The sequence below is a fragment of the Syntrophaceae bacterium genome (assembly GCA_013177795.1).
GTDB lineage: Bacteria > Desulfobacterota > Syntrophia > Syntrophales > UBA2192 > UBA2192.
In genome coordinates, this window is sequence record JABLXY010000001.1 from 754,351 (window position 1) to 774,075 (window position 19,725).

The following is a 19,725-nucleotide window of genomic DNA, read 5'->3' on the forward strand; positions in this document are numbered from 1 at the left end:
TGCGGCTTTTTCGTGTGACCGCGCCGGAGGGAGACGGATCGGCATGTTTTTTCTCGACGACATCGTCATCATCATCGGGCTGTCGGCCGTGGTGCTCTACCTGTGCCACCGCCTCGAGCTGCCCGCCATCGTGGGGTATCTCCTCACGGGGCTGCTGACCGGTCCCTACGGGTTCAGGCTCGTCGGCAACCTCGAGGCCGTCATGATGCTGGCCGAGATCGGCGTCGTGGCCCTGCTCTTCACGATCGGCCTGGAATTCTCCTTCCGCAACCTCGTGCAGCTGCGCCGAACGGCCTTGCTGGGCGGGACCCTGCAGGTGCTGCTCACCCTGCTGGTGGCCGCGGCCATCTCGCACGGCCTCGGCCGGCCCGCGGGGCAGTCGATCTTCATCGGCTTCCTGACGGCCCTGAGCAGCACCGCCATCGTCATGAAGCTCCTGCAGGACCGCGCCGAGGTGGAGACGCCCCACGGCGGCAGCGCGCTGGGCATCCTCATCTACCAGGACCTCATCGTCGTCCCCATGATGCTGCTGCTCCCCTTCCTCGGCGGGGGCGCCGGGGGGAGCACCGATGAATTGCTGATCCTGCTGGGCAAGGAGATCGGCGTCATCCTGGTCCTCGTCGTCGCGGCCAAGTGGGTCGTCCCCTGGACCCTTCGCGAGGTCACCCGGACGGGCAGCCGCGAGCTCTTCCTGCTCACGATCGTGATGATCGGCCTGGCCGTGGCGTGGCTCACCCACGTCGCGGGGCTCTCGCTGGCCGTCGGGGCCTTCCTGGCGGGCCTCGTTATCTCCGAGTCCGAGTACAGCCACCAGGCCATGGGCAACGTCATCCCCTTCCGCGACATCTTCGCGAGCTTCTTCTTCGTCTCCATCGGGATGCTCCTCGATGTCCGCTTCCTCGCCGAGCACCCGGCTTACCTCTTCCTGCTGGCCGCCGGGATCATGCTCGTCAAGAGCCTCGCCGCCGCGGCGGCGGTCCTGTTCGTGGGCCTTCCCATCCGCGTGGCCGCGCTGGCGGGCCTCTGCCTCGGGCAGATCGGCGAGTTCTCCTTCATCCTCGCCGAGGCCGGCCGCAAGCACGGCCTGCTCACGCAGGCGATCAACCAGGAGTTCCTGGCCTACTCCGTCCTGACCATGATGGCCACGCCGTTTCTGTTCCGCGTCTCACACCCCGTCGCCGACGCCCTGGCCCGCCTGCCGCTGCCGGGCCGCCTCAAGCGCGGCAGCCTGCCCACGGCGGGCGGCAGAGGGGTGCACGAGAAGGACCACCTGGTGATCGTCGGCTTCGGCATCTACGGCCAGAACATCGCCCGGGCCGCCCGCGAGGCGAAGATCCCCTACGCGGTCGTGGACATGAACGCAGACCTCGTCCGGGAATTCCGGCGGAGAGACGAGCCGATCCACTACGGGGACGCGACCCACGAGGCCATCCTGCAGCACGTCGGCATCCGCCAGGCCCGGATCCTGGTGGTCGTGATCAGCGACGCCGCGGCCACGCGGCGCATCACCGACCTGGCGCGCAGGCTCAATCCCAGGCTCTACATCGTCGTGCGGACGCGGTTCATCCAGGAGATCGGGCCGCTCATGGAGACGGGGGCCAACGAGGTCATCTCCGAGGAGTTCGAGACCTCCGTGGAGATCTTCAGCCGCATCCTGTCGCGCTACCTCCTGCCCGAGGAGGAGATCCACCGGTTCGTCGAGGAGATCCGCTCGGACGGCTACGCGATGTTCCGCAATCTCTCGGCGCACGCCACGTCCTGCCCGCACATCGGGGCCTGCCTGCCGGACATGGATCTGCGCTCGGTCCGCGTGCACGGGGAATCGCCCCTGGCGGGGAAGACCATCGCCGGGGCGGAGCTCGGGAAGTCGTTCGGCGTCACCGTCCTGGCCGTGCGGCGCGAGGGAGAGATCATCTCCATCCCGCCGTCCGATCTCGTCATGCAGCCGGAGGACATTCTCTTCGTGGTCGGCCCGCCCGGGAAGATCGCGGACCTGGAATCGGCGCTCCGGGGCACGGCCGCGAAGAGACCCCCGGGGCAGCGGAAAAGGGTTGAAGCGGGACGGCAAAACCACTAGACTGAAAGCGGGTCCGGGACTCAACCCGGAGGAGCATCGCGATGGTCGGGCCGCCATCTGCCCGCGGGCAGTGACGGCCCTTTTGTTTGACCGGGGCACCCGGCGCCGGCCGAACGCGTCACCCCGATCCCGGAGAGAGGCGCTTGGCATGCCGTTCCTGGGCGACATCCTCATCATCATCGGGCTCTCCGCCGTCGTGCTCTACCTGTGCCACCGGGCGGGCATCCCCGTGATCGTCGGCTACCTGCTCACGGGCATCGTCGCAGGCCCCTACGGGTTCCGCCTCGTCGGCGAGATCGAGGCCGTCCGGATCCTGGCCGAGCTGGGCATCGTGGCGCTGCTGTTCACCATCGGCCTGGAATTTTCCTTCCGGAACCTCCTCCAGCTCAGGCGCACCGCCCTGCTGGGAGGGTCCCTCCAGGTCATCCTGACCTTTTTCATCGCCGCGGCCGCCGCGCAGTTCTTCGGCCTGCCGCCCGGGGAAGCGATCCTCATCGGGTTCCTGACAGCGTTGAGCAGCACGGCCATCGTCATGAAGCTCCTGCAGGACCGCGCCGAGATCGACACCCCGCACGGCACGAGCACCCTGGGCATCCTCATCTTCCAGGACCTCATCATCGTGCCCATGATGCTCATCCTGCCGCTGCTGGGCGGCGTCATCCACGAGAACCCGGAAGCCATCCTGCGGCTCGTCGCGGAGGAGATCGGGGTGATCCTGCTGATCGTGGTCGCCGCGAAGTGGTTCGTGCCCTGGGCCCTGCTCAAGGTCACCCAGACCCGCAGCCGGGAGCTGTTCCTGCTGGCCGTCGTCATGATCGGTCTCGCCGTGGCCTGGCTGACCCAGAAGGCGGGGCTCTCGCTCGCCCTGGGTGCGTTCCTGGCCGGCCTCGTCATCTCCGAGTCGGAGTACAGCCACCAGGCCCTCGGCAACATCCTGCCCTTCCGGGACGTCTTCACCGGCTTCTTCTTCGTTTCCGTCGGCATGCTTCTCGATCTCGGCCGTCTCGCCGCAAACCCCGTCGGGGTCGCATGGATGACCGCAGGCGTCATCGTCGTCAAGGCCCTGATCGCGGCGGCGGCGGCCCTGATCGTCGGGCTGCCCCTCCGGACCGCCGTCCTCGTGGGGCTGGCACTCTGCCAGATCGGGGAGTTCTCCTTCGTCCTGGCCGAGGCGGCAAACCGGTACGCCGTCTTTACGGGGACGCGATACCAGGAATTCCTCGCCGTCTCGGTGCTCACCATGATGGCCACCCCCTTCATCATGTACGCCTCGCCGCGCCTCTCGGAGGCCGTCTCCCGCCTGCCCGTTTCCAGGCGCCTGAAGAGGGGGAGGTTCCGCGGGGCGTCCGTGCGGGCGTACCGTGAGAAAGACCATCTCGTCATCGTCGGCTTCGGCTTCAACGGGCGCAACCTGGCGAGGGCGGCCCGGACCATGGGGATCCCCTACGCCGTCATCGAGATGAACCCGGACGTCGTGATCGAGGAGAGGGCGAAGGGCGAGCCCATCTACTACGGCGACGCCACCCAGGAGGCCGTCCTGCAGCACGTCAACGTCTGCCGCGCCCGGTCCATCGCCGTCGTGATCAACGACGCGGCGGCCACGCGGCGGATCACGGAGCTTGCCCGGAGGCTCAACCCGAAGGCCTACATCATCGTCCGGACGCGGTTCATCGGGGAGATCCATCCGCTGAAGGAACTCGGCGCCAACGAGGTCATCCCCGAGGAGTTCGAGACCTCCGTGGAAATCTTCAGCCGCCTGATGGCCACCTACATGCTCCCGAAGGACGAGATCGAAAGGTTCGCCGCGGAGATCCGGGCCGGGGGCTACGAGATGCTGCGAAGCCTGTCCCGCGAGGCGACGAGCTGCCCCGACATCGGGACCTGCCTGCCCGACGTCGAGATCCGCTCGTTCCGCGTCCAGGCCCGCTCCGAGGCCGCGGGGAAGACCCTGGCCGAGACACAGATGCGCAAGAAGTACGGCGTCACCTTGCTGGCCGTCCGCAAGGGGGCCGAGATCACGACCATCCCCGACCCCGACATCCGGCTCGAGGCGCAGGACCTGCTCTTCGTCGTCGGCCAGCCCGACCGGATCGCCCAGGTGGAGGAGCTTTTCCGGGAGAAACAGCCATGAACCCTCTCTTCGTCGCCGCCGTCTTTTCGGGCGTCTTCGCGCGGCACCTGGCGTACTGCCCCGTGTGCCGGCACTGCCGGGTGTGCCGTGCCGATGAAACGGGAACACCGAAGATCTGCGACGTCTGCGGCTCCGACCTCGAACCCGTGCAGAAGTGACCGGCGGTGCCGCGGGGGTCTCGCGGTCAATCGACCTTTCGGAGCACGAGGGCCGTGCGCGTGGGGAGATAGAGGCTCAGCAGATGACGGAGGGACCCCGCCGTGCCGTCCGGCTGCGTGAAGTGGACCTGGTCCGCCACGAGGCGCCCGTGGCCGCCGTAGGCGACGGCATCGGTGTCGAGGACGTGCCGGTATCGGCCCGGCGGGGCGTCGATCCGGTAGCCCTCGTAGGAGCGGGAGGGGTGGAAATTGAACGCGAACAGGTGCCCCGCCCGCTCGAAGGCGAGGATCTTCGTCTCGCCGTGCTCGTGCAGGAGCCGGGGGTCGCCCGATCCCAGAAGGTTCGCCCGGCGCGCGAAACCGATCATGTCGGCGTCGAAGCGGGCCAGCTGGCGGTAGCGCAGGGTCTCGTCGTCCGCGAGGCTCCACTGGCGCCGGGCATACTTGTAGGACCAGCCGTTTCCGGCCCTCGGGAAGTCGATCCACTCAGGGTGCCCGAACTCGTTGCCCATGAAGTTCAGGTACCCGTGGCCCGCCGTGGCAAGGGTGACGAGGCGGATCATCTTGTGGAGGGCCACCCCTCGCTCCACGCGGAGGTTCTGCCGGAAGACGCTCATGTCGGTGTACATGTCCGCATCGATCATCCGGAAGATGAGGGTCTTGTCCCCCACGAGGGCCTGGTCGTGCGATTCGCAGTAGCTGATCGTCTTTTCGTCCCGCCGGCGGTTGTTGAGCTCGTACCACAGGTGCCCCAGGGGCCACGCCTCGTCGGGGCATTCCTTCAGCAGCCGGATCCACGTGTCGGGCACGCCCATGGCGAAGCGGTAATCGAACCCCGTTCCCCCCCGCTCCGCGGGGACGGCCAGCCCCGGCATGCCGCTGACGTCCTCGGCGATCGTGACGGCGTCGGGCCGCACGTCGTGGACGACCCGGTTCGCCAGGGCCAGGTAGGCCAGGGCATCCTCGTCGACGCTTGCGTCGAAGTAGTCGTCGTAGGACAGGAAGGCCTTCCCCAGGCCGTGGTGCAGGTAGAGCATGCTCGTCACGCCGTCGAAGCGGAACCCGTCGAAGCGGAACTCGTCGAGCCAGTAGCGGCAGTTGGAGAGCAGGAAGTGCAGGACCTGGGGCTTGCCGTAGTCGAAACAGCGCGAATCCCAGGCCTCGTGCCGTCCCCGCGCACCCCGGTGGAAGTACTGGTGCTCCGTGCCGTCGAAGCGGCTGAGGCCCTCCACCTCGTTGGACGCGGCGTGCGAGTGGACGAGGTCCATGACGACGCAGAGCCCCGCCTCGTGCGCGGCGTCGATGAGCGCCTTGAGGTCCTCGGGCGTGCCGAACCGCGACGAGGCGGCGAAGAAGCTGCTCACCTGGTAGCCGAACGACCCGTAGTAGGGGTGCTCCTGGATCGCCATCAGCTGCAGGACGTCGTAGCCGGCCCGCACGATCCGCGGCAGGACCTTCTCTGTGAACTCCCGGTAGGTGCCGACCCTCTCCTCCTCCTGGGCCATGCCGACGTGGGCCTCGTAGACGAAGGGCGTCCGCACGGCGCACCGGAAGCCCTCGCGGCGCCACCGGTACGCGGAGGGAGGGTCCCAGACCTGGGCGTTGAAGATGAGCGTCTGCGGGTCCTGCACGACGCGCCGGGCCCAGGCGGGGATGCGCTCGCCCTGCCCGCCGATCCAGTGCACCCGCAGGCGGTACAGATCGCCGTGGGCCATGGCCGAGGCCGGCAGGCGGATCTCCCAGACGCCCTCGGCCCCGTCGAGCCTCTCCAGGGCGAACCGGGGCGACTCCCGCCAGTCGGTCATCTGACCCACGAGGCTGACGCGCGTCGCGTTCGGGGCCCACTCGCGCAGGACCCACTCGCCGCCCCGGCGGTGCAGCCCGAAATACTCGTGCCCGCTGGCGAAATCGGCAAGCCGCATCCGCCCCCCCGTGAGCCGCGCCTCCAGCTCGGCCACCCGGCGCAGGCGCCTCGCGATGGCCCCGCGCCAAGGGCCCAGCAGCGGGTCTGCGGCAACGAGCCGCTCCGCAAGGTCCTCGATGCCGCCGGGGGCCGCGCCTCCCGGTCCCGTTTTGTCCGTCATCCCCTGTGCACCCCTGCGCTGCGGTTGCTGCAGGCCGAATACCCGGCCTGCCCGCATCATACAGAAAATGCCGTTTTGTGCAAGGCTCCGCCGGTGAGGGACATGCACATCGCGGGTTGACAGACGCCCCGATTATTTGTATACGAATTTCAAACACCCGGCAGTCGGAAAGGAGAGATCATGCCAGCAGAAAACCAACTGACCATGGAGGTCAACGCCGCCCTCCGGAAGCTCATGCAGCTCGTCCAGACACGCTCGAAGAGGATCCGCAAGGAGACGGGCATCACGGGACCGCAACTGCTCGCCATGAAGACCCTGGCCGACTCGCCCGGCCTGAGCATCTCCGAGCTCGCCCGCCGCATCTACCTGCACCCGGCCACGGTGGTCGGCATCGTCGACCGGCTCGAGGGTCACGGCCTCGTGGACCGCACCCCGTCGAAGAAAGACCGCAGGCAGGTCCAGGTCAGGCTGACCCGCGGCGGCAAGGCCGCCCTTCGCAAGACCCCCCCGGACGCACGGGACTCCGTGCTCGCGGGTCTCGAGAGCCTGCCGGAAAAGAAGCTCAAGCGCCTCGCCGCCGGCCTCGCGGTGATCGTCCGGGTCCTCGAGGCGCACGCGAGAGGCCCCGTCCCCAAGCGCCGCCGCGGCAGGCCGCGCAAGGAGGAATCGGCGCCGAGGAAGCGGCGGGGCAGAAAGCCGGCATGACCCCGGCGGCGCCGCCCCCCGCCCGCAATCCGGTGAACCTCTGCAGCGACCGGCCCCGCGATCCCCTCGGCACGGGAGGCAGGGGCCGAGGAGGCCGTCCGTGGAACGAAGGCTTCCACTGGGTTCCGCCTGCCGGAAAGGGGGCCGATGCTCCTTTCTCGTCTGGGCGCCCGCCGCGAAACGGGTGGAGCTCCGCATCCTTCCCCCCGGGGGGCGCATCGTCGCCCTGCAGAGGCTGCGTGACGGGTATCACGGCGCCGTGCTCGACGGCGTTCGGCCGGGTGACCTGTATGTCTACCGCCTCGACGGGCTGATCGAACGGCCCGACCCCGCCTCGCGGTCCCAGCCGCTCGGCCCCTCCGGTCCATCCCAAGTCACCGATCCGCGCCCGCCTGCAACAGTGGGCCCGTGGCCCGGCCTCGCTCTGCGGGATGCCGTCCTCACCGAACCCGGCGAAAGCGACCGCCCCTTCGATTCGATCCGTTCCCGCATCGGCGGGTACGTCTCCCCCGGGTTCAACGCTCTGCGGGTCCGGACCTCGGCCGGCCGGGGATTCCCGTTTTCCGTTTCGGCCCCCGCGGGAGGGCCGGCCGGGCTGAAACGCCTGGTCGGGGCCTGCCACAGAAGGGGGGTCGCCGTGATGCTTGCCGTCGATTTGTTCGAGCCCGGCATCGAGGGGGACCCCCTCGCGTGGTTCGGCCCCTACTTCGCCGGCCACGACCGGCGGCTCAACCTCGACGGCCCCTGGAGTGACGAGGTGCGGCGGTATTTCATCGAGTGCGCGATGTCGTGGTTCCGGGAGTACCGGGTCGACGCCCTCGACATCGGGCCGGTGGACGCCGTGGCGGACCCGTCGCCCCTGCCCCTCCTGGAGGAAATGGCGCAGGCCGTGAAAGCCGAGGCCCGCCGGGTCGGCCGGCCCCTGCACCTCGTTGCGCACAGCGAACGCAACGACCCCCGCCTGGTCCGTCTCCCGGAAGACGGCGGGATGGGGCTCGACGCGGTGTGGAACCCGGATTTCGCGGAGTCCCTGGATGCCCTCCTGCTGCGCCCCCGCGGGGGCGCCGGCAGCGGCTTCGGCAGGCTCGAGCACGTCCGGAAGGCCTTCCTGGAAGGCTTCGTCGACTCGGGCGGCTATTCACCCGCCCGTCGGCGGCGCCGGGGCCGCTCGTCGCGTGCCCTGCCCGGGGAGAGGTTTCTTGTCCGGCTGCAGCCGCCGGAACCCGGGCGGGACGGCCGCCGCGGGACCGTTGGGGCGGGCGCCCTTCTCGAGGCATGCCTGTTTTTGTCCCCCTTCCTGCCGCTTCTGCCCGGGGATGCGGACGCGCCTGCCGGCGCCGCCCGCCGTGCCGGGCTGATCCGGCTTCGGAAGGAGCTGCGCGCCGCGGGACTCCTGGACAGGCAGTGCATGGGGGTGCTGGGTTACGAAAGGGAAAGGGTGCTGCTCGTGCGGCATTGGAAGGACGACGAGGACCTCATCGTGATCTTCCACTTCGGCACCAGGGCATCGACCGTGGCGCTCCCCGTCCCCGCGGGCGCGTGGGCCCTGCGATTCGATACAGCCGCCCCCCGGTGGGGCGGCCCCGGGAGCGCCCTCCCCGAGCGGCTGCAGGGCGAGGGCGGCGACGTTCCCCTGCCCCTCGCTCCCCTGTCCTGCGCGGTCTACCTGAAGCAGCACGGTGAACGTACGGAAGTGGAGAAGCTATGAAGTTATGAAGCTCGGAGAAGCTGAAAGCATGACACTGGTCTCCAGCCCATCCACGCTTCTTACCTTCACAACTTCCCAACTTCTCTCCTGGCGCGGGATGAACCCCTGTCACCGGCCTTCTAGACCTGTCCCCGGATCAACTTGTAGAAGAGGATCACTGCCCCCACCGTCACGGCCGCGTCGGCCACGTTGAAGGCCGGCCAGTGGTACGTGGAGATGTGGAAGTCGAGGAAGTCGATCACCTCGCCGAGGCGGATGCGGTCGATCAGGTTGCCCACGGCGCCGCCGAGGATGAGCGACATGCCGTAGGTCAGCAGGATGTCCTCCGTCTTCATCTTCACGACGTAGTAGACGATGAGGCCCGAGGCGAGAATCGAAACACCGATGAGAAACAGCGCCCGCACCATCGGCGATGCGCCGGCCAGGAAGCCGAAGGCCGCGCCGGGGTTACGGACGTAGGTGATGTTGAAGAACCCCTGGACGACGGGGATGGACTCGTGCAGGGTCATGTGCGTGTCGATGTAGATCTTGGTGATCTGGTCGAGCACGACGATGACCAGCACCGTCAGGACGAACAGCAGGTAGTTTCGCTTCAACGTTCCCCCTCATCAGAAAATCCCCCTGTCACCTCCCTTTTTCAAAGGGGGAAAGAGGGGGATGTTCTTGCCTTTTGCCTTTTGCCTTTTGCCTTTTGCCTTTTGCCTTCAGCCCAGGTTCGCAAGACACCGCGGGCAGATCTTCGGGTGATTCGCGTCGCGCCCCAGCTCCTCGCTGAACACCCAGCAGCGCTGGCACTTCTCACCGCCGGCCTTCGCCACGGCAACCTTGAGGCCCGGCATCTCGGCGCTCTCGAAGGCATCCTGCAGCGCCCCGCCCTTCTGGACGCGCAGGCTGGAGACGATGCAGAGCGCCCGCATGTCCTCCTCGTGCTTCTCCAGGAGGGAGACGAGCTTCTCCGGGCCTGTGACCGTCACGGCCGCGTCGAGCGGGTGGCCGATGACCTTGCCTTTCCGGGCCGTCTCCATGGCCTTGGAGATTTCGCCGCGCACGGCGATGAGGGTCTTCCAGGTGTCGCCCAGCTTCTCGTCGGCCCAGGCGGGATCCGCCTCGGGGAACTGGGTCAGGTGGACGCTCATCGCCTTGCCGTCCCAGGCGGGCAGGCTCTGCCACACCTCCTCGGCCGTGAAGGTGAGGATGGGCGCGAGCAGCCGCGTGATGGCCTCGAGGATGAGGAACATGGCGCTCTGGGCGGACCGCCGGCTCCTCGAGGCTTTCCCGGAGGTGTAGAGGCGGTCCTTGAGGACGTCGAGGTACAGGGCGCTCAAGTCCACGGTGCAGAAGTTGTACAGCGTGGTGTAGACGATGTGGAACTGGAAGTTCTCGTAGGCCTTCCGCGTCCGCTCGATGACCGCCTGCAGGCGGTAGAGGGCCCACCGGTCGATCTCCTCCATCTCGGAGTAGGCAACCCGGTCTTTCTTCGGATCAAAGTCATAGAGGTTGCCCAGGATGTAGCGGCTCGTGTTCCGGATGCGGCGGTAGGCCTCGACGAGCCGCTCCAGGATCTCGTCGGAGATGCGGATGTCGACGGTGTAGTCCTCGGCGGCCACCCACAGCCGCAGGATCTCGGCGCCGAACTTCTCGATGATGGGCTGCGGCTCGATGACGTTGCCCACCGACTTGGACATCTTCTTCCCCTCGCCGTCGACGACGAAGCCGTGGGTGAGCACCGTCGTGTAGGGCGCCCGGCCCCGGGTCCCCACCGACTCGAGCAGCGACGAGTGGAACCAGCCGCGGTGCTGGTCGCTGCCCTCGAGGTACATGTCGCAGGGGGAGCGCAAGTAGCCCCTCGTCTCGAGGACCGCCGCGTGGCTCACCCCCGAGTCGAACCAGACGTCGAGGATGTTCGTCTCCTTGCGGAACGACGTCCCCTTGCAGTTCGGGCAGGCCGAGCCCGCCGGCATGAGGTCCTTGGGCTCGCGCTCGAACCAGACGTCGGCGCCGTGCTCGCGCATGAGTTCCACGACGTGGTCGAGGATCTCCTTCGAGTAGACGACGGTGTCGCAGTCCCTGCAGTAGAACAGGATGATGGGCACGCCCCAGAGCCGCTGGCGCGAGATGCACCAGTCGGGGCGGTTCTCCACCATGCCGTAGATCCGGTCGCGGCCCCAGCCGGGGATCCACCGGACGCTGTTGATGCTCTCGAGGGCCTTCTTCCGCAGGCCGTTTTTCTCCATGGAGATGAACCACTGCTCGGTGGAGCGGAAGATGATGGGCTTCTTGCAGCGCCAGCAGTGCGGGTAGGAGTGCTCGATGTCCCCCACCGCCAGCAGCGCCCCCACTTCCCGGAGCTTGTCGTTGACGGACTCGTTGGCGTCGAAGACGAACTGGCCCGCGAAGAACTCCACGTCCTTCGTGAAGTTGCCGTCCTCGTCGACGGGGGCGTAGTTGTCGAGCCCGTACTCCATGCCGATCTCGTAGTCCTCGGCGCCGTGGCCGGGGGCGATGTGGACCATGCCCGTGCCGGCATCGAGCGTCACGAAGGGCGCCAAGATGAAGACGCTCTCCCGGTCGATGAAGGGGTGCTTCGCCTTGAGGCCTTCCACGACCTCGCCGGGGAACTCGTCGGCGATCTCGTATTCCTTGAACCCGAAGGCGTCCATGCAGTAGTCGACCAGGTCCTTGGCCATGATGAGGACCTCGCCCGTCTTCTTCACCTTCACGGCGGCGTAGATGAATTCCCTGTGGAACGCAATGGCCAGATTGGCCGGGATCGTCCAGGGGGTCGTCGTCCAGATCACGGCGGAGACCTTCTCGCCCGCGAGCTTCGGCCGCACCGCCGAGATGTCGGAGATCATGGGGAACTTGACGTAGATGGCCGGCGTCACGTGGTCGCCGTACTCCACCTCCGCCTCGGCGAGCGCCGTCTTGCAGGTGGCGCACCAGTAGACGGGCTTCTTGCCCTTGTAGACGTCGCCCGAGAGCATCAGCTTGGCGAACTCGGCCGCCGTGATCGCCTCGTACTCGTAGTGCATCGTGAGGTAGGGGTTGTCCCACTCGCCGAAGACCCCGAGGCGCTTGAACTCGCTGCGCTGGATGTCGACGAAACGCTCGGCGTACCTGCGGCAGTAGCGCCGCTTCTCGGCCTGCGAGAGGCTGCCTTTGCTCTCACCCAGCTCCTTGTCGACCTGGTGCTCGATGGGGAGGCCGTGGCAGTCCCACCCCGGGACGAAGATGCTGTCGAAGCCCGCCATGTTTTTCGACTTGATGACGAGGTCCTTGATGATCTTGTTGAGTGCCGTGCCGAGGTGGATGTGGCCGTTGGCGTAGGGCGGGCCGTCGTGCAGGATGTAGGTCGGGCGCCCCTTGGAGACCTCGCGGATCCTGTCGTAGATCCGGATCTGCTCCCACCACTGGAGCATCTCGGGCTCCTTCCTGGAGAGGCTCGCCTTCATGGGGAAATCGGTCCTGGGCAGGTTGAGGGTGGATTTGTAATCCATGGTACCTCCGGGGCTAAGGGCAAATGGCGAATGGCGAACGGCGACCAGCGTTTCGCCCTCGAATTCTGTGCACTTATCACAACGCGCACCGACTTTCAAGGATGAAGCAAAAAAAGGCCTCCCGCCGAAACGGGAGGCCTTTTTCACGCATGCGCAAGAGGCGCAACGCCCTCGCTTACATGTCCATTCCGCCGTACCCGCCGCCGGGCATGGGCGGCATGGGGGTCTCCTTCTTGGGCTTCTCGGCCACCATGCACTGGGTGGTCAGCATGAGACCCGCCACGGAGGCGGCGTTCTGGAGGGCCGAGCGGGTGACCTTCGTCGGGTCGATGACGCCCGCCTTCACGAGGTCCTCGTACTCCTCGGTCGCCGCGTTGAACCCCCAAGGGCCCTTCTTTTCCTTGACCTTCTCCACCACGATGGAGCCCTCGCAGCCCGCATTGGCCGCGATCATCCGGAGGGGCTCCTCGAGGGCCTTCTTCACGATGTTGACGCCCACCTGCTGGTCGCCCTCGAGAACGAGCTTCTCCAGGGCCGGCAGGCATCGGATGTAGGCCACCCCGCCGCCGGGGACGATGCCCTCCTCGACGGCCGCGCGGGTCGCGTTCAGGGCGTCCTCGACGCGGGCCTTCTTCTCCTTCATCTCCGTCTCGGTGGCCGCGCCCACGCGGATCAGGGCAACGCCGCCGACGAGCTTCGCGAGGCGCTCCTGGAGCTTCTCGCGGTCGTAGTCGGACGTGGTCTCCTCGATCTGGGCGCGGATCTGCTTCACGCGGCCCTCGAGGTCGGCCCGGGAGCCGGCGCCGTCGATGATCGTCGTGTTGTCCTTGTCGATGGTGATCTTGCGGGCGCGCCCGAGGTCCTGCAGCTGGGCATTCTCGAGCTTCATGCCCATCTCCTCGGAGATGACCTTGCCGCCCGTCAGGATCGCGATGTCCTCGAGCATGGCCTTGCGGCGGTCACCGAAGCCGGGGGCCTTCACGGCCGCCACCTGCAGGGTGCCGCGGATCTTGTTGACGACCAGGGTGGCCAGGGCCTCGCCCTCGATCTCCTCGGCGATGATGAGCAGGGGCTTGCCGCTGCGGGCCGCCGCCTCGAGCACGGGCAGCAGGTCCTTCATGCCGCTGATCTTCTTGTCGTGGATCAGGATGTAGGCGTCCTCGAAGTTGACCTCCATCTTGTCGGGGTTGGTCACGAAGTAGGGGGAGACGTAGCCGCGGTCGAACTGCATGCCCTCGACCACCTCGAGCTCCGTCTGGAGACCCTTGGCCTCTTCCACGGTGATGACGCCTTCCTTGCCGACCTTGCCCATCGCCTCGGCGATGATGTTGCCGATCGACTCGTCGTTGTTGGCCGAGATGGTGCCGACCTGGGCAATCTCCTTCTGGTCCTTCGTGGGCTTGGAGAGCTTCTTGAGTTCCTCGATGACGCACTCGACGGCCTTGTCGATGCCGCGCTTGATGTCCATGGGGTTGCTGCCCGCGGCAACGGTCTTCGCGCCCTCACGGTAGATGGCCTGAGCCAGGATGGTGGCCGTCGTGGTGCCGTCGCCGGCCACGTCGCTCGTGCGGCTCGCCACCTCGCGCACCATCTGGGCGCCCATGTTCTCGAACTTGTCCTCGAGCTCCACTTCCTTGGCCACCGTGACGCCGTCCTTGGTCACGACGGGGGAACCGAAGCTCTTCTCGATGATGACGTTCCGGCCCTTGGGGCCCAAGGTTACCTTGACCGCATCCGCCAGCGCGTTGACGCCGTCGAGAATCGACTTTCTCGCGACCTCGTCATACTGCAGAATCTTTGCACCCATCTATAGGTTCCTCCTTGTTTTTTTACTTCTTCTCGATGATTCCGAGCACGTCCTCTTCCCTCATGATGAGGTACTCGACGCCGTCGATCTTGACCTCGTTGCCCGCGTACTTGCTGAAGAGGATCCGGTCGCCCTGCTTGACGTCCATGGGGATGACCTTGCCGTCCTCGAGGAGCCTGCCCTTGCCCGCTGCCACGACCTCACCCTCGGTGGGCTTGTCCTTTGCGGTGTCGGGAATGATGATGCCGCCCTTGGTCTTCTCCTCCTCCGCAACGCGCCTCACGATAAGTCTGTCGTACAATGGCCTGATCTTCATCCTCCAACCTCCATGTTAATTATTGAAATCTTTCAGGATTTTTTTGCTGACCCTGCCGGTAGCGGGTTCTTTGTGCGGAAAATCAAGGGTATGTTATGCACGGATTTTGGCGTGTCAAGGGCATCGGCGAAAAATTTCGAAAAAAATGTCGCCGTCGGCCCGCCGGTTCGTTCATCGGGCCGGCCGTCTTTTGCCGGCATCAGTTCAGTTTCAGGGAAACGAAATAGGCCAGGGCGGCGATCAGGGCCGACATGGGAATGGTCAGAACCCAGGCCCAGATGATGGTGCCCGCGACCCCCCAGCGGACCGCAGTGAGTCGCCTCGTGGCTCCCACGCCGACGATCGCGCCGGCAATCGTATGGGTCGTGCTGACGGGGATACCCCCGAGCGTGGCCCCGATGATGGACAGGGCCGCCGCCGTTTCCGCGCAGAACCCGCCCATGGGTGCGAGTTTGGTGATCTTCGTCCCCATCGTCTTGACGATCCGCCACCCGCCGGCCATGGTCCCCAGGGAGATAAACGCGTAGCTCGCAATGATTACCCAGAGCGGCACGTGGAATCCCCCCGTGATGTACCCCGCGCTGAAGAGGACCATCGTGATGATGCCCATGGTCTTCTGGGCATCGTTCATGCCGTGGCTCAGGCTGTAGATGGCCGCCGAGAAGAGCTGCAGTCGGCGGAAGATCTGGTCGGCCCTTCGGACGCTCTTGTCGTGGCTCAGGTTCAGCACGACGATCATGATGAGAAACCCCAGGATCAGCCCGATCGTCGGGGAGATCACGATGAACAGCGTCGTCTTGATGATCCCCCACCACACGAGCACCTCCGTGCCGCCCTTCACCAAGCCTGCACCGATCAGGCCGCCGATGAGAGCGTGGGAGGAGCTGCTCGGCAGACCCAGCCACCAGGTGATGAGATTCCATGCGATCGCGCCGATGAGCGCCGAAAGGATGAGAAAATTGTCCACGATCTGGACGTTGATGATCCCGGTACCAACAGTCTTGGCGACCTGCACGCCGACGAAGAAAACCGCTGCGAAGTTGAAGAAGGCGGCCCATACCACGGCCTGCTGCGGGGAGAGAACGCGGGTGGACACCACGGTGGCGATGGAATTCGCCGCATCGTGGAAGCCGTTTATGAAGTCGAAGGCCAGCGCGACGGCAATGATGAAGCCGACAAAGAGGAGCGTGCTATCCATGTTTCAGGACGATGCCTTCGATGATGTTGGATACGTCCTCGCAGACGTCGATGGATTCTTCGATCCGCTCGAAAATCTCCTTCCACTTGATGAGCTCGATGGGGTCTTTCTCGCGCTCGAAGAGGCGGGCCATGGCCGTGCGGAGCACGTAATCCCCCTCATTTTCCAGTGTGTTGATCTCCACGCAGGCCTCGAGGATCATCTTGAAGTTCTTCTTGTCCCGGAGGGCATGAACGACGTCCTTTACCTTGGCTATCGCCTCCGTGAGGATTCGCATCAGAACATGGAGTTCCTCGGCCGGCGTCTTGACCTTGTACAGGTACATGCGCACCGCCGAGGCCTCGATCATGTCCAGGATGCTGTCCATCTTGTTGACAAGGGCGTAGACGTCCTCGCGGTCGATGGGGGTCAGAAAGGTCCTGTGCATCCGCTCGTAGGCCCGGTGGGTGATTTCGTCGGCCTCGTGCTCGATCTCCTTGAGTTTCACGAGTTTCGGTTCGTTTTGTTGATAGTCGCTCAGGATTTCGACGAAGAGTTTTGCACCTTCCTCGATCTTGCAGGCAAGCTCTTCGAAGAGGTCGTAGAACTTCTCATCCTTCGGGACGAACTTCACGGCGGGCCCCCTCCTTCGGGTTCGGTGCACCTCATAGCACACTTTTCCCACGCCTTCAACGACCGATCGAAAAAGAGTGTTTTTTCAGGGAATACAATATGTTGCGCGAAAAGGCCGGGTGCCTCGACGGCGACAGGGATTGTCGCGGGTCACGAGATGCCCGGTCAGGGGGTGTCGTCGCGGTAGGTGGGGAAATAGAGGAACACGGTTGTACCCCGGCCGAGCTGGCTCTCGATCTCCATCCGGCCCCGGTGGGCCGCCATGAGGTGCTTGACGATGGAAAGTCCGAGCCCCGTCCCCCCCAGCTCCCGGGAACGGGTCTTGTCAACGCGGTAGAAGCGCTCGCCGAGACGTCCGATCTCGTCACGCGGCACGCCGATGCCCGTGTCCTCGATCCGCACGAGCACCTCGCCGTCCGCCGCCGCCGCGGAGAGCCTCACGCGGCCGCCCGCGGGGGTGAACTTGACGGCGTTGTCCAGGACATTGATCAGAATCTGGCTCAGCCGGTCCCGGTCGGCCCGGATGGGAGGCAGGCCCTCGGGAATCTCGACGGCCAGGTCGATTCGCTTCTCCTGTGCCTTGACGTGCAGGATGTTCATGACGCTCTGCACGATCCCGGCCAAGGAGACGCTCTCGAAGCAGAACCGCATCTCGCCCAGCTCGATGTTCGAGATCGTCAGCAGGTCCTCCACCAGCCGGTTGAGCCGCTCCGCGTGCCGCGAGATCGTGGTCAGGAATTTCTTCGCCGTTTCCCGGTCCTCGATGGCCCCCTCCTGGAGGGTCTCGACGAAACCCAGGATGGCCGTCAGCGGGGTCTTGATCTCGTGGGTGACGTTGGCCACGAAATCCACCCGCATGCGTTCCAGTTTCTTGAGGCGCGTGACATCGTGGAAGACGAGCATGATCTTGCCTTCGCCGCCCGGGACGCCGCGCACGCCGGAGATGGCCACATCGAACACGTTCGGGGGCCCCTCGCCGAAGACAATCTCCTGAAAGACGGGCTGGGCGGTCGCGCGGTACTGATCCAGGGCCTTCTGCAGATCGAGGTTGCGGAACGCCTCCAGAGGGGTCTTGCCGATGATCTCGCCGTAGCGGTTGCCGACCAGGCTGCGCATCCCCTGGTTGACGGTTTCGATCTTCCCGTCGATGCCCAGCAGGAGGACCCCGTCCATGGCGCTCGAGAAAGCCGCCTCCACCTTGCCCTTTTCCTCCTGGAGGGCGTCGATCCGCCTCTGGAGCTCCTCGACGATGTAGTTGATGTTTTCGGCCAGCAGGCCGATCTCGTCCGAGGTTCGGACCAGGAGCTTGCCGGGCGTCTCTCCCCTGCGCAGCCTCTCCGTGAACCGCTCCATCTCGCGGATCGGCGAGGTGAGGCGCCTGGAAAAGAAGAGGGCCGCCGCGACCGACAGAACCAGGATCACGAGGAAGGACCGCAGGACGAGAGCCGTGAATTCCTCTACGCTCTTGCGGACCTCGACCAGCGGGCGGGCAAGCCGGATGTACCCCGCAATCCGGTCCCCCTCGCGGATCGGCAGGGCCACGTACTTCATCTCCTCGCCCACGGCCTGGCTGTAGCGGACGGCCGTGCCCTTTCCCCGCACGCGGGCCTCCTGGATCTCAGGCCGGTCGAAGTGGCTCCCGAGGGTGGTCGCGTCCCGATCGGTCTCGGCGATGACCGTGCCCTCCCGGTCGATGACGGTCACGCGGGTGCGGGTGATCCTCGCGATCTCATCGGCGCGCTGTGCGACCTCCTTCAACGGGGTGAGTTCGACGATGCGTGCGTAGGCGAACAGCTCGGCCTCGATCTGCCGGTCGAGCTTCTCGCGGATCTGGTTCCCGACCAGGACACCCACGACCCCGATGGCGATGGCGGCGATCACCAGGTGGGAGCCGAAGATCTTGAGGAAAAGCTTTCCGCGCATCACGGCTGCCGCCTTTTCTCGTCATCAGCACTGTCATCCGCAGCCTCGCCGGGCCACTGGTGCCTCACGTTGATGCCCGTGACCATGTATACGACCATGTCCGCGATGCCCTTGGCGTGATCGGCGATACGCTCCAGGTTTTTCGAGACCTGCATGATCAGCAGGGCCCGGTGGATCGTGCGGGCATCCTCGAGCATGAAGGTGAGCAGCTCCCGGAAGATCTGCTCGTTGAGGGTATCGATTTCCGCATCCTTGCGGCGGATGCTGTTGGCAAGCTGGCAGTCCTCCCGCACGAAGGCGTCGAGGCTGCCCCGGATCATCTCGCGGGCGATCTCCGCCATGCGCGGCAGGTCTATGTACGGTTTGAGCTGGGGCTGCTCGTTGAGGGCCAGGACCCGCTCGGCGATGTTGACGGCCATGTCGCCGATCCGCTCGAGGTGGCCGTTGATCTTGATGGCCGTCGTGATGAAGCGCAGATCGCGGGCGATGGGCTGACGCAGGGCCAGAAGGCGGATGCACTGCTCCTCGATCTCCGTGTCGAGCCGGTCGATCTCGGCGTCCCCGTCAATGACCTTCCGGGCCAGGTCCGACTTGCGGTCCAGCAGGGACGCCAGGACGTTTTCGATGGCGTGCTCCGTGAGGGCTCCCAGATACAGGAGGTTCTGCTTGATGGCCTGCAATTCATTCTCGTAGTGCTGGCTCGTGCGCTTGACTTCTTCCATGTCCCGTTCGTCCCCCTTGCGTGGTCTATCCGAATCGTCCCGTGATGTAGTCCTCCGTGTGCTTGACGCGAGGCCGGGTGAAGATGGTCTCGGTCACATCGTATTCTACTAGCTTGCCGAGGTAGAAAAAGCCGGTCATGTCCGACACCCGGGCGGCCTGCTGCATGTTGTGGGTGACGATGATGATCGTGTACTGCCTCTTCAAGTCCTGGATCAGCTCCTCGATCTTCGCCGTCGAGATGGGGTCGAGGGCCGAGGTGGGCTCGTCCATGAGAAGCACGTCGGGCTTCATCGCGAGGGCCCGCGCGATGCAGAGCCGCTGCTGCTGGCCGCCGGAGAGCATCATGGCCGACTGCCCCAGGATGTCCTTCACCTCGTCCCACAGGACGGCCTGCTTGAGGCTCCACTCCACGAGCGCCTCCAGGTCGCTCTTGTTTTTCATGCCCGCAAGCGTCGGCCCGTAGGTGATGTTGTTGAAGATCGACTTCGGGAAGGGGTTGGGCTTCTGGAAGACCATCCCGATGCGGCGGCGGATGTCCACGGGGTCGACCTTCGGGTCGTAGATGTCGATGCCCTCGAAGAGGACCTGCCCTTCGACGCGGGTGCCGTCGATCAGGTCGTTCATGCGGTTGAGCAGGCGAAGCAGCGTGGACTTCCCGCAGCCCGACGGCCCGATGAGCGCCGTCACCTCGTTGCTGCGGAAGTCCATGGTGATGTCCGTCAGGGCCTTGAACGCGCCGTAGTAGAAGTTGACGTTTTTCGTCCGGATGATGACCTTGTCTCCCAC

The 19,725-nt window shown here is 65.8% G+C and carries 15 protein-coding genes; 5 read left to right on the forward strand and 10 right to left on the reverse strand.

The genetic code is table 11. From position 1 onward, the window contains the following. Window positions 1-37: 37 nt before the first annotated feature. The 3 genes from HPY67_03490 to HPY67_03500 all read left to right on the forward strand — a co-directional run bounded on the left by HPY67_03490 (window position 38) and on the right by HPY67_03500 (window position 4,366). A complete protein-coding gene (locus tag HPY67_03490) occupies window positions 38-2,077 on the forward strand; it encodes a potassium transporter KefB (GenBank protein NPV03776.1) in 2,040 nt (679 codons plus the stop codon). A 148-nt stretch (window positions 2,078-2,225) separates the two neighbouring features. Then, a complete protein-coding gene (locus tag HPY67_03495; protein ID NPV03777.1) occupies window positions 2,226-4,208 on the forward strand; it encodes a potassium transporter KefB in 1,983 nt (660 codons plus the stop codon). Next, window positions 4,205-4,366 carry a hypothetical protein gene (locus tag HPY67_03500; GenBank protein ID NPV03778.1) on the forward strand — a complete coding sequence of 54 codons (162 nt, stop codon included), beginning with the start codon at window positions 4,205-4,207 and terminating at the stop codon, window positions 4,364-4,366. The genes HPY67_03495 and HPY67_03500 overlap by 4 nt, the downstream gene beginning before the upstream one ends. Window positions 4,367-4,392: 26 nt before the next feature. On the opposite strand, the gene HPY67_03505 is transcribed toward HPY67_03500, so the two are convergent. Next, window positions 4,393-6,450 (reverse strand): 1,4-alpha-glucan-branching enzyme, encoded by a 2,058-nt coding sequence (locus HPY67_03505; protein ID NPV03779.1) that lies wholly within the window; start codon window positions 6,448-6,450, stop codon window positions 4,393-4,395. A gap of 180 nt (window positions 6,451-6,630) precedes the next feature. Here HPY67_03505 and HPY67_03510 point away from each other — a divergent pair, with 180 nt between their 5' ends. Continuing rightward, window positions 6,631-7,155, forward strand: coding sequence for a MarR family transcriptional regulator (locus HPY67_03510; protein NPV03780.1), 525 nt, complete (start codon window positions 6,631-6,633; stop codon window positions 7,153-7,155). Window positions 7,156-7,255: 100 nt separating this feature from the next. Continuing rightward, window positions 7,256-8,863, forward strand: a complete 1,608-nt coding sequence (locus HPY67_03515; protein ID NPV03781.1) for a DUF3459 domain-containing protein — start codon at window positions 7,256-7,258, stop codon at window positions 8,861-8,863. A gap of 119 nt (window positions 8,864-8,982) precedes the next feature. Here the strand turns inward: HPY67_03515 and lspA are convergent, their stop codons facing one another. From lspA to HPY67_03560, 9 genes are all read right to left on the reverse strand, one after another. Continuing rightward, window positions 8,983-9,459, reverse strand: coding sequence for a signal peptidase II (lspA, locus tag HPY67_03520; protein NPV03782.1), 477 nt, complete (start codon window positions 9,457-9,459; stop codon window positions 8,983-8,985). A 108-nt stretch (window positions 9,460-9,567) separates the two neighbouring features. Further along, window positions 9,568-12,360 carry an isoleucine--tRNA ligase gene (ileS, locus tag HPY67_03525; protein ID NPV03783.1) on the reverse strand — a complete coding sequence of 931 codons (2,793 nt, stop codon included), beginning with the start codon at window positions 12,358-12,360 and terminating at the stop codon, window positions 9,568-9,570. A gap of 175 nt (window positions 12,361-12,535) precedes the next feature. Next, window positions 12,536-14,167 (reverse strand): chaperonin GroEL, encoded by a 1,632-nt coding sequence (gene groL, locus HPY67_03530; protein NPV03784.1) that lies wholly within the window; start codon window positions 14,165-14,167, stop codon window positions 12,536-12,538. A 22-nt stretch (window positions 14,168-14,189) separates the two neighbouring features. Beyond that, window positions 14,190-14,483, reverse strand: coding sequence for a co-chaperone GroES (groES, locus tag HPY67_03535; protein ID NPV03785.1), 294 nt, complete (start codon window positions 14,481-14,483; stop codon window positions 14,190-14,192). 199 nt (window positions 14,484-14,682) lie between these two features. Then, on the reverse strand, window positions 14,683-15,681 hold the full coding sequence (locus HPY67_03540; protein ID NPV03786.1) for an inorganic phosphate transporter: 999 nt from the start codon (window positions 15,679-15,681) through the stop codon (window positions 14,683-14,685). Further along, window positions 15,674-16,294 (reverse strand): DUF47 domain-containing protein, encoded by a 621-nt coding sequence (locus HPY67_03545; protein ID NPV03787.1) that lies wholly within the window; start codon window positions 16,292-16,294, stop codon window positions 15,674-15,676. Before HPY67_03545 ends, HPY67_03540 begins: the two co-directional genes overlap by 8 nt. A 164-nt stretch (window positions 16,295-16,458) precedes the next feature. After that, complete coding sequence (locus HPY67_03550; GenBank protein ID NPV03788.1) at window positions 16,459-18,216, reverse strand: HAMP domain-containing protein; 1,758 nt, start codon at window positions 18,214-18,216, stop codon at window positions 16,459-16,461. Beyond that, window positions 18,216-18,938, reverse strand: a complete 723-nt coding sequence (gene phoU, locus HPY67_03555; GenBank protein NPV03789.1) for a phosphate signaling complex protein PhoU — start codon at window positions 18,936-18,938, stop codon at window positions 18,216-18,218. The genes HPY67_03550 and phoU overlap by 1 nt, the downstream gene beginning before the upstream one ends. A gap of 25 nt (window positions 18,939-18,963) precedes the next feature. Then, window positions 18,964-19,725 (reverse strand): phosphate ABC transporter ATP-binding protein, encoded by a 762-nt coding sequence (locus HPY67_03560; protein NPV03790.1) that lies wholly within the window; start codon window positions 19,723-19,725, stop codon window positions 18,964-18,966.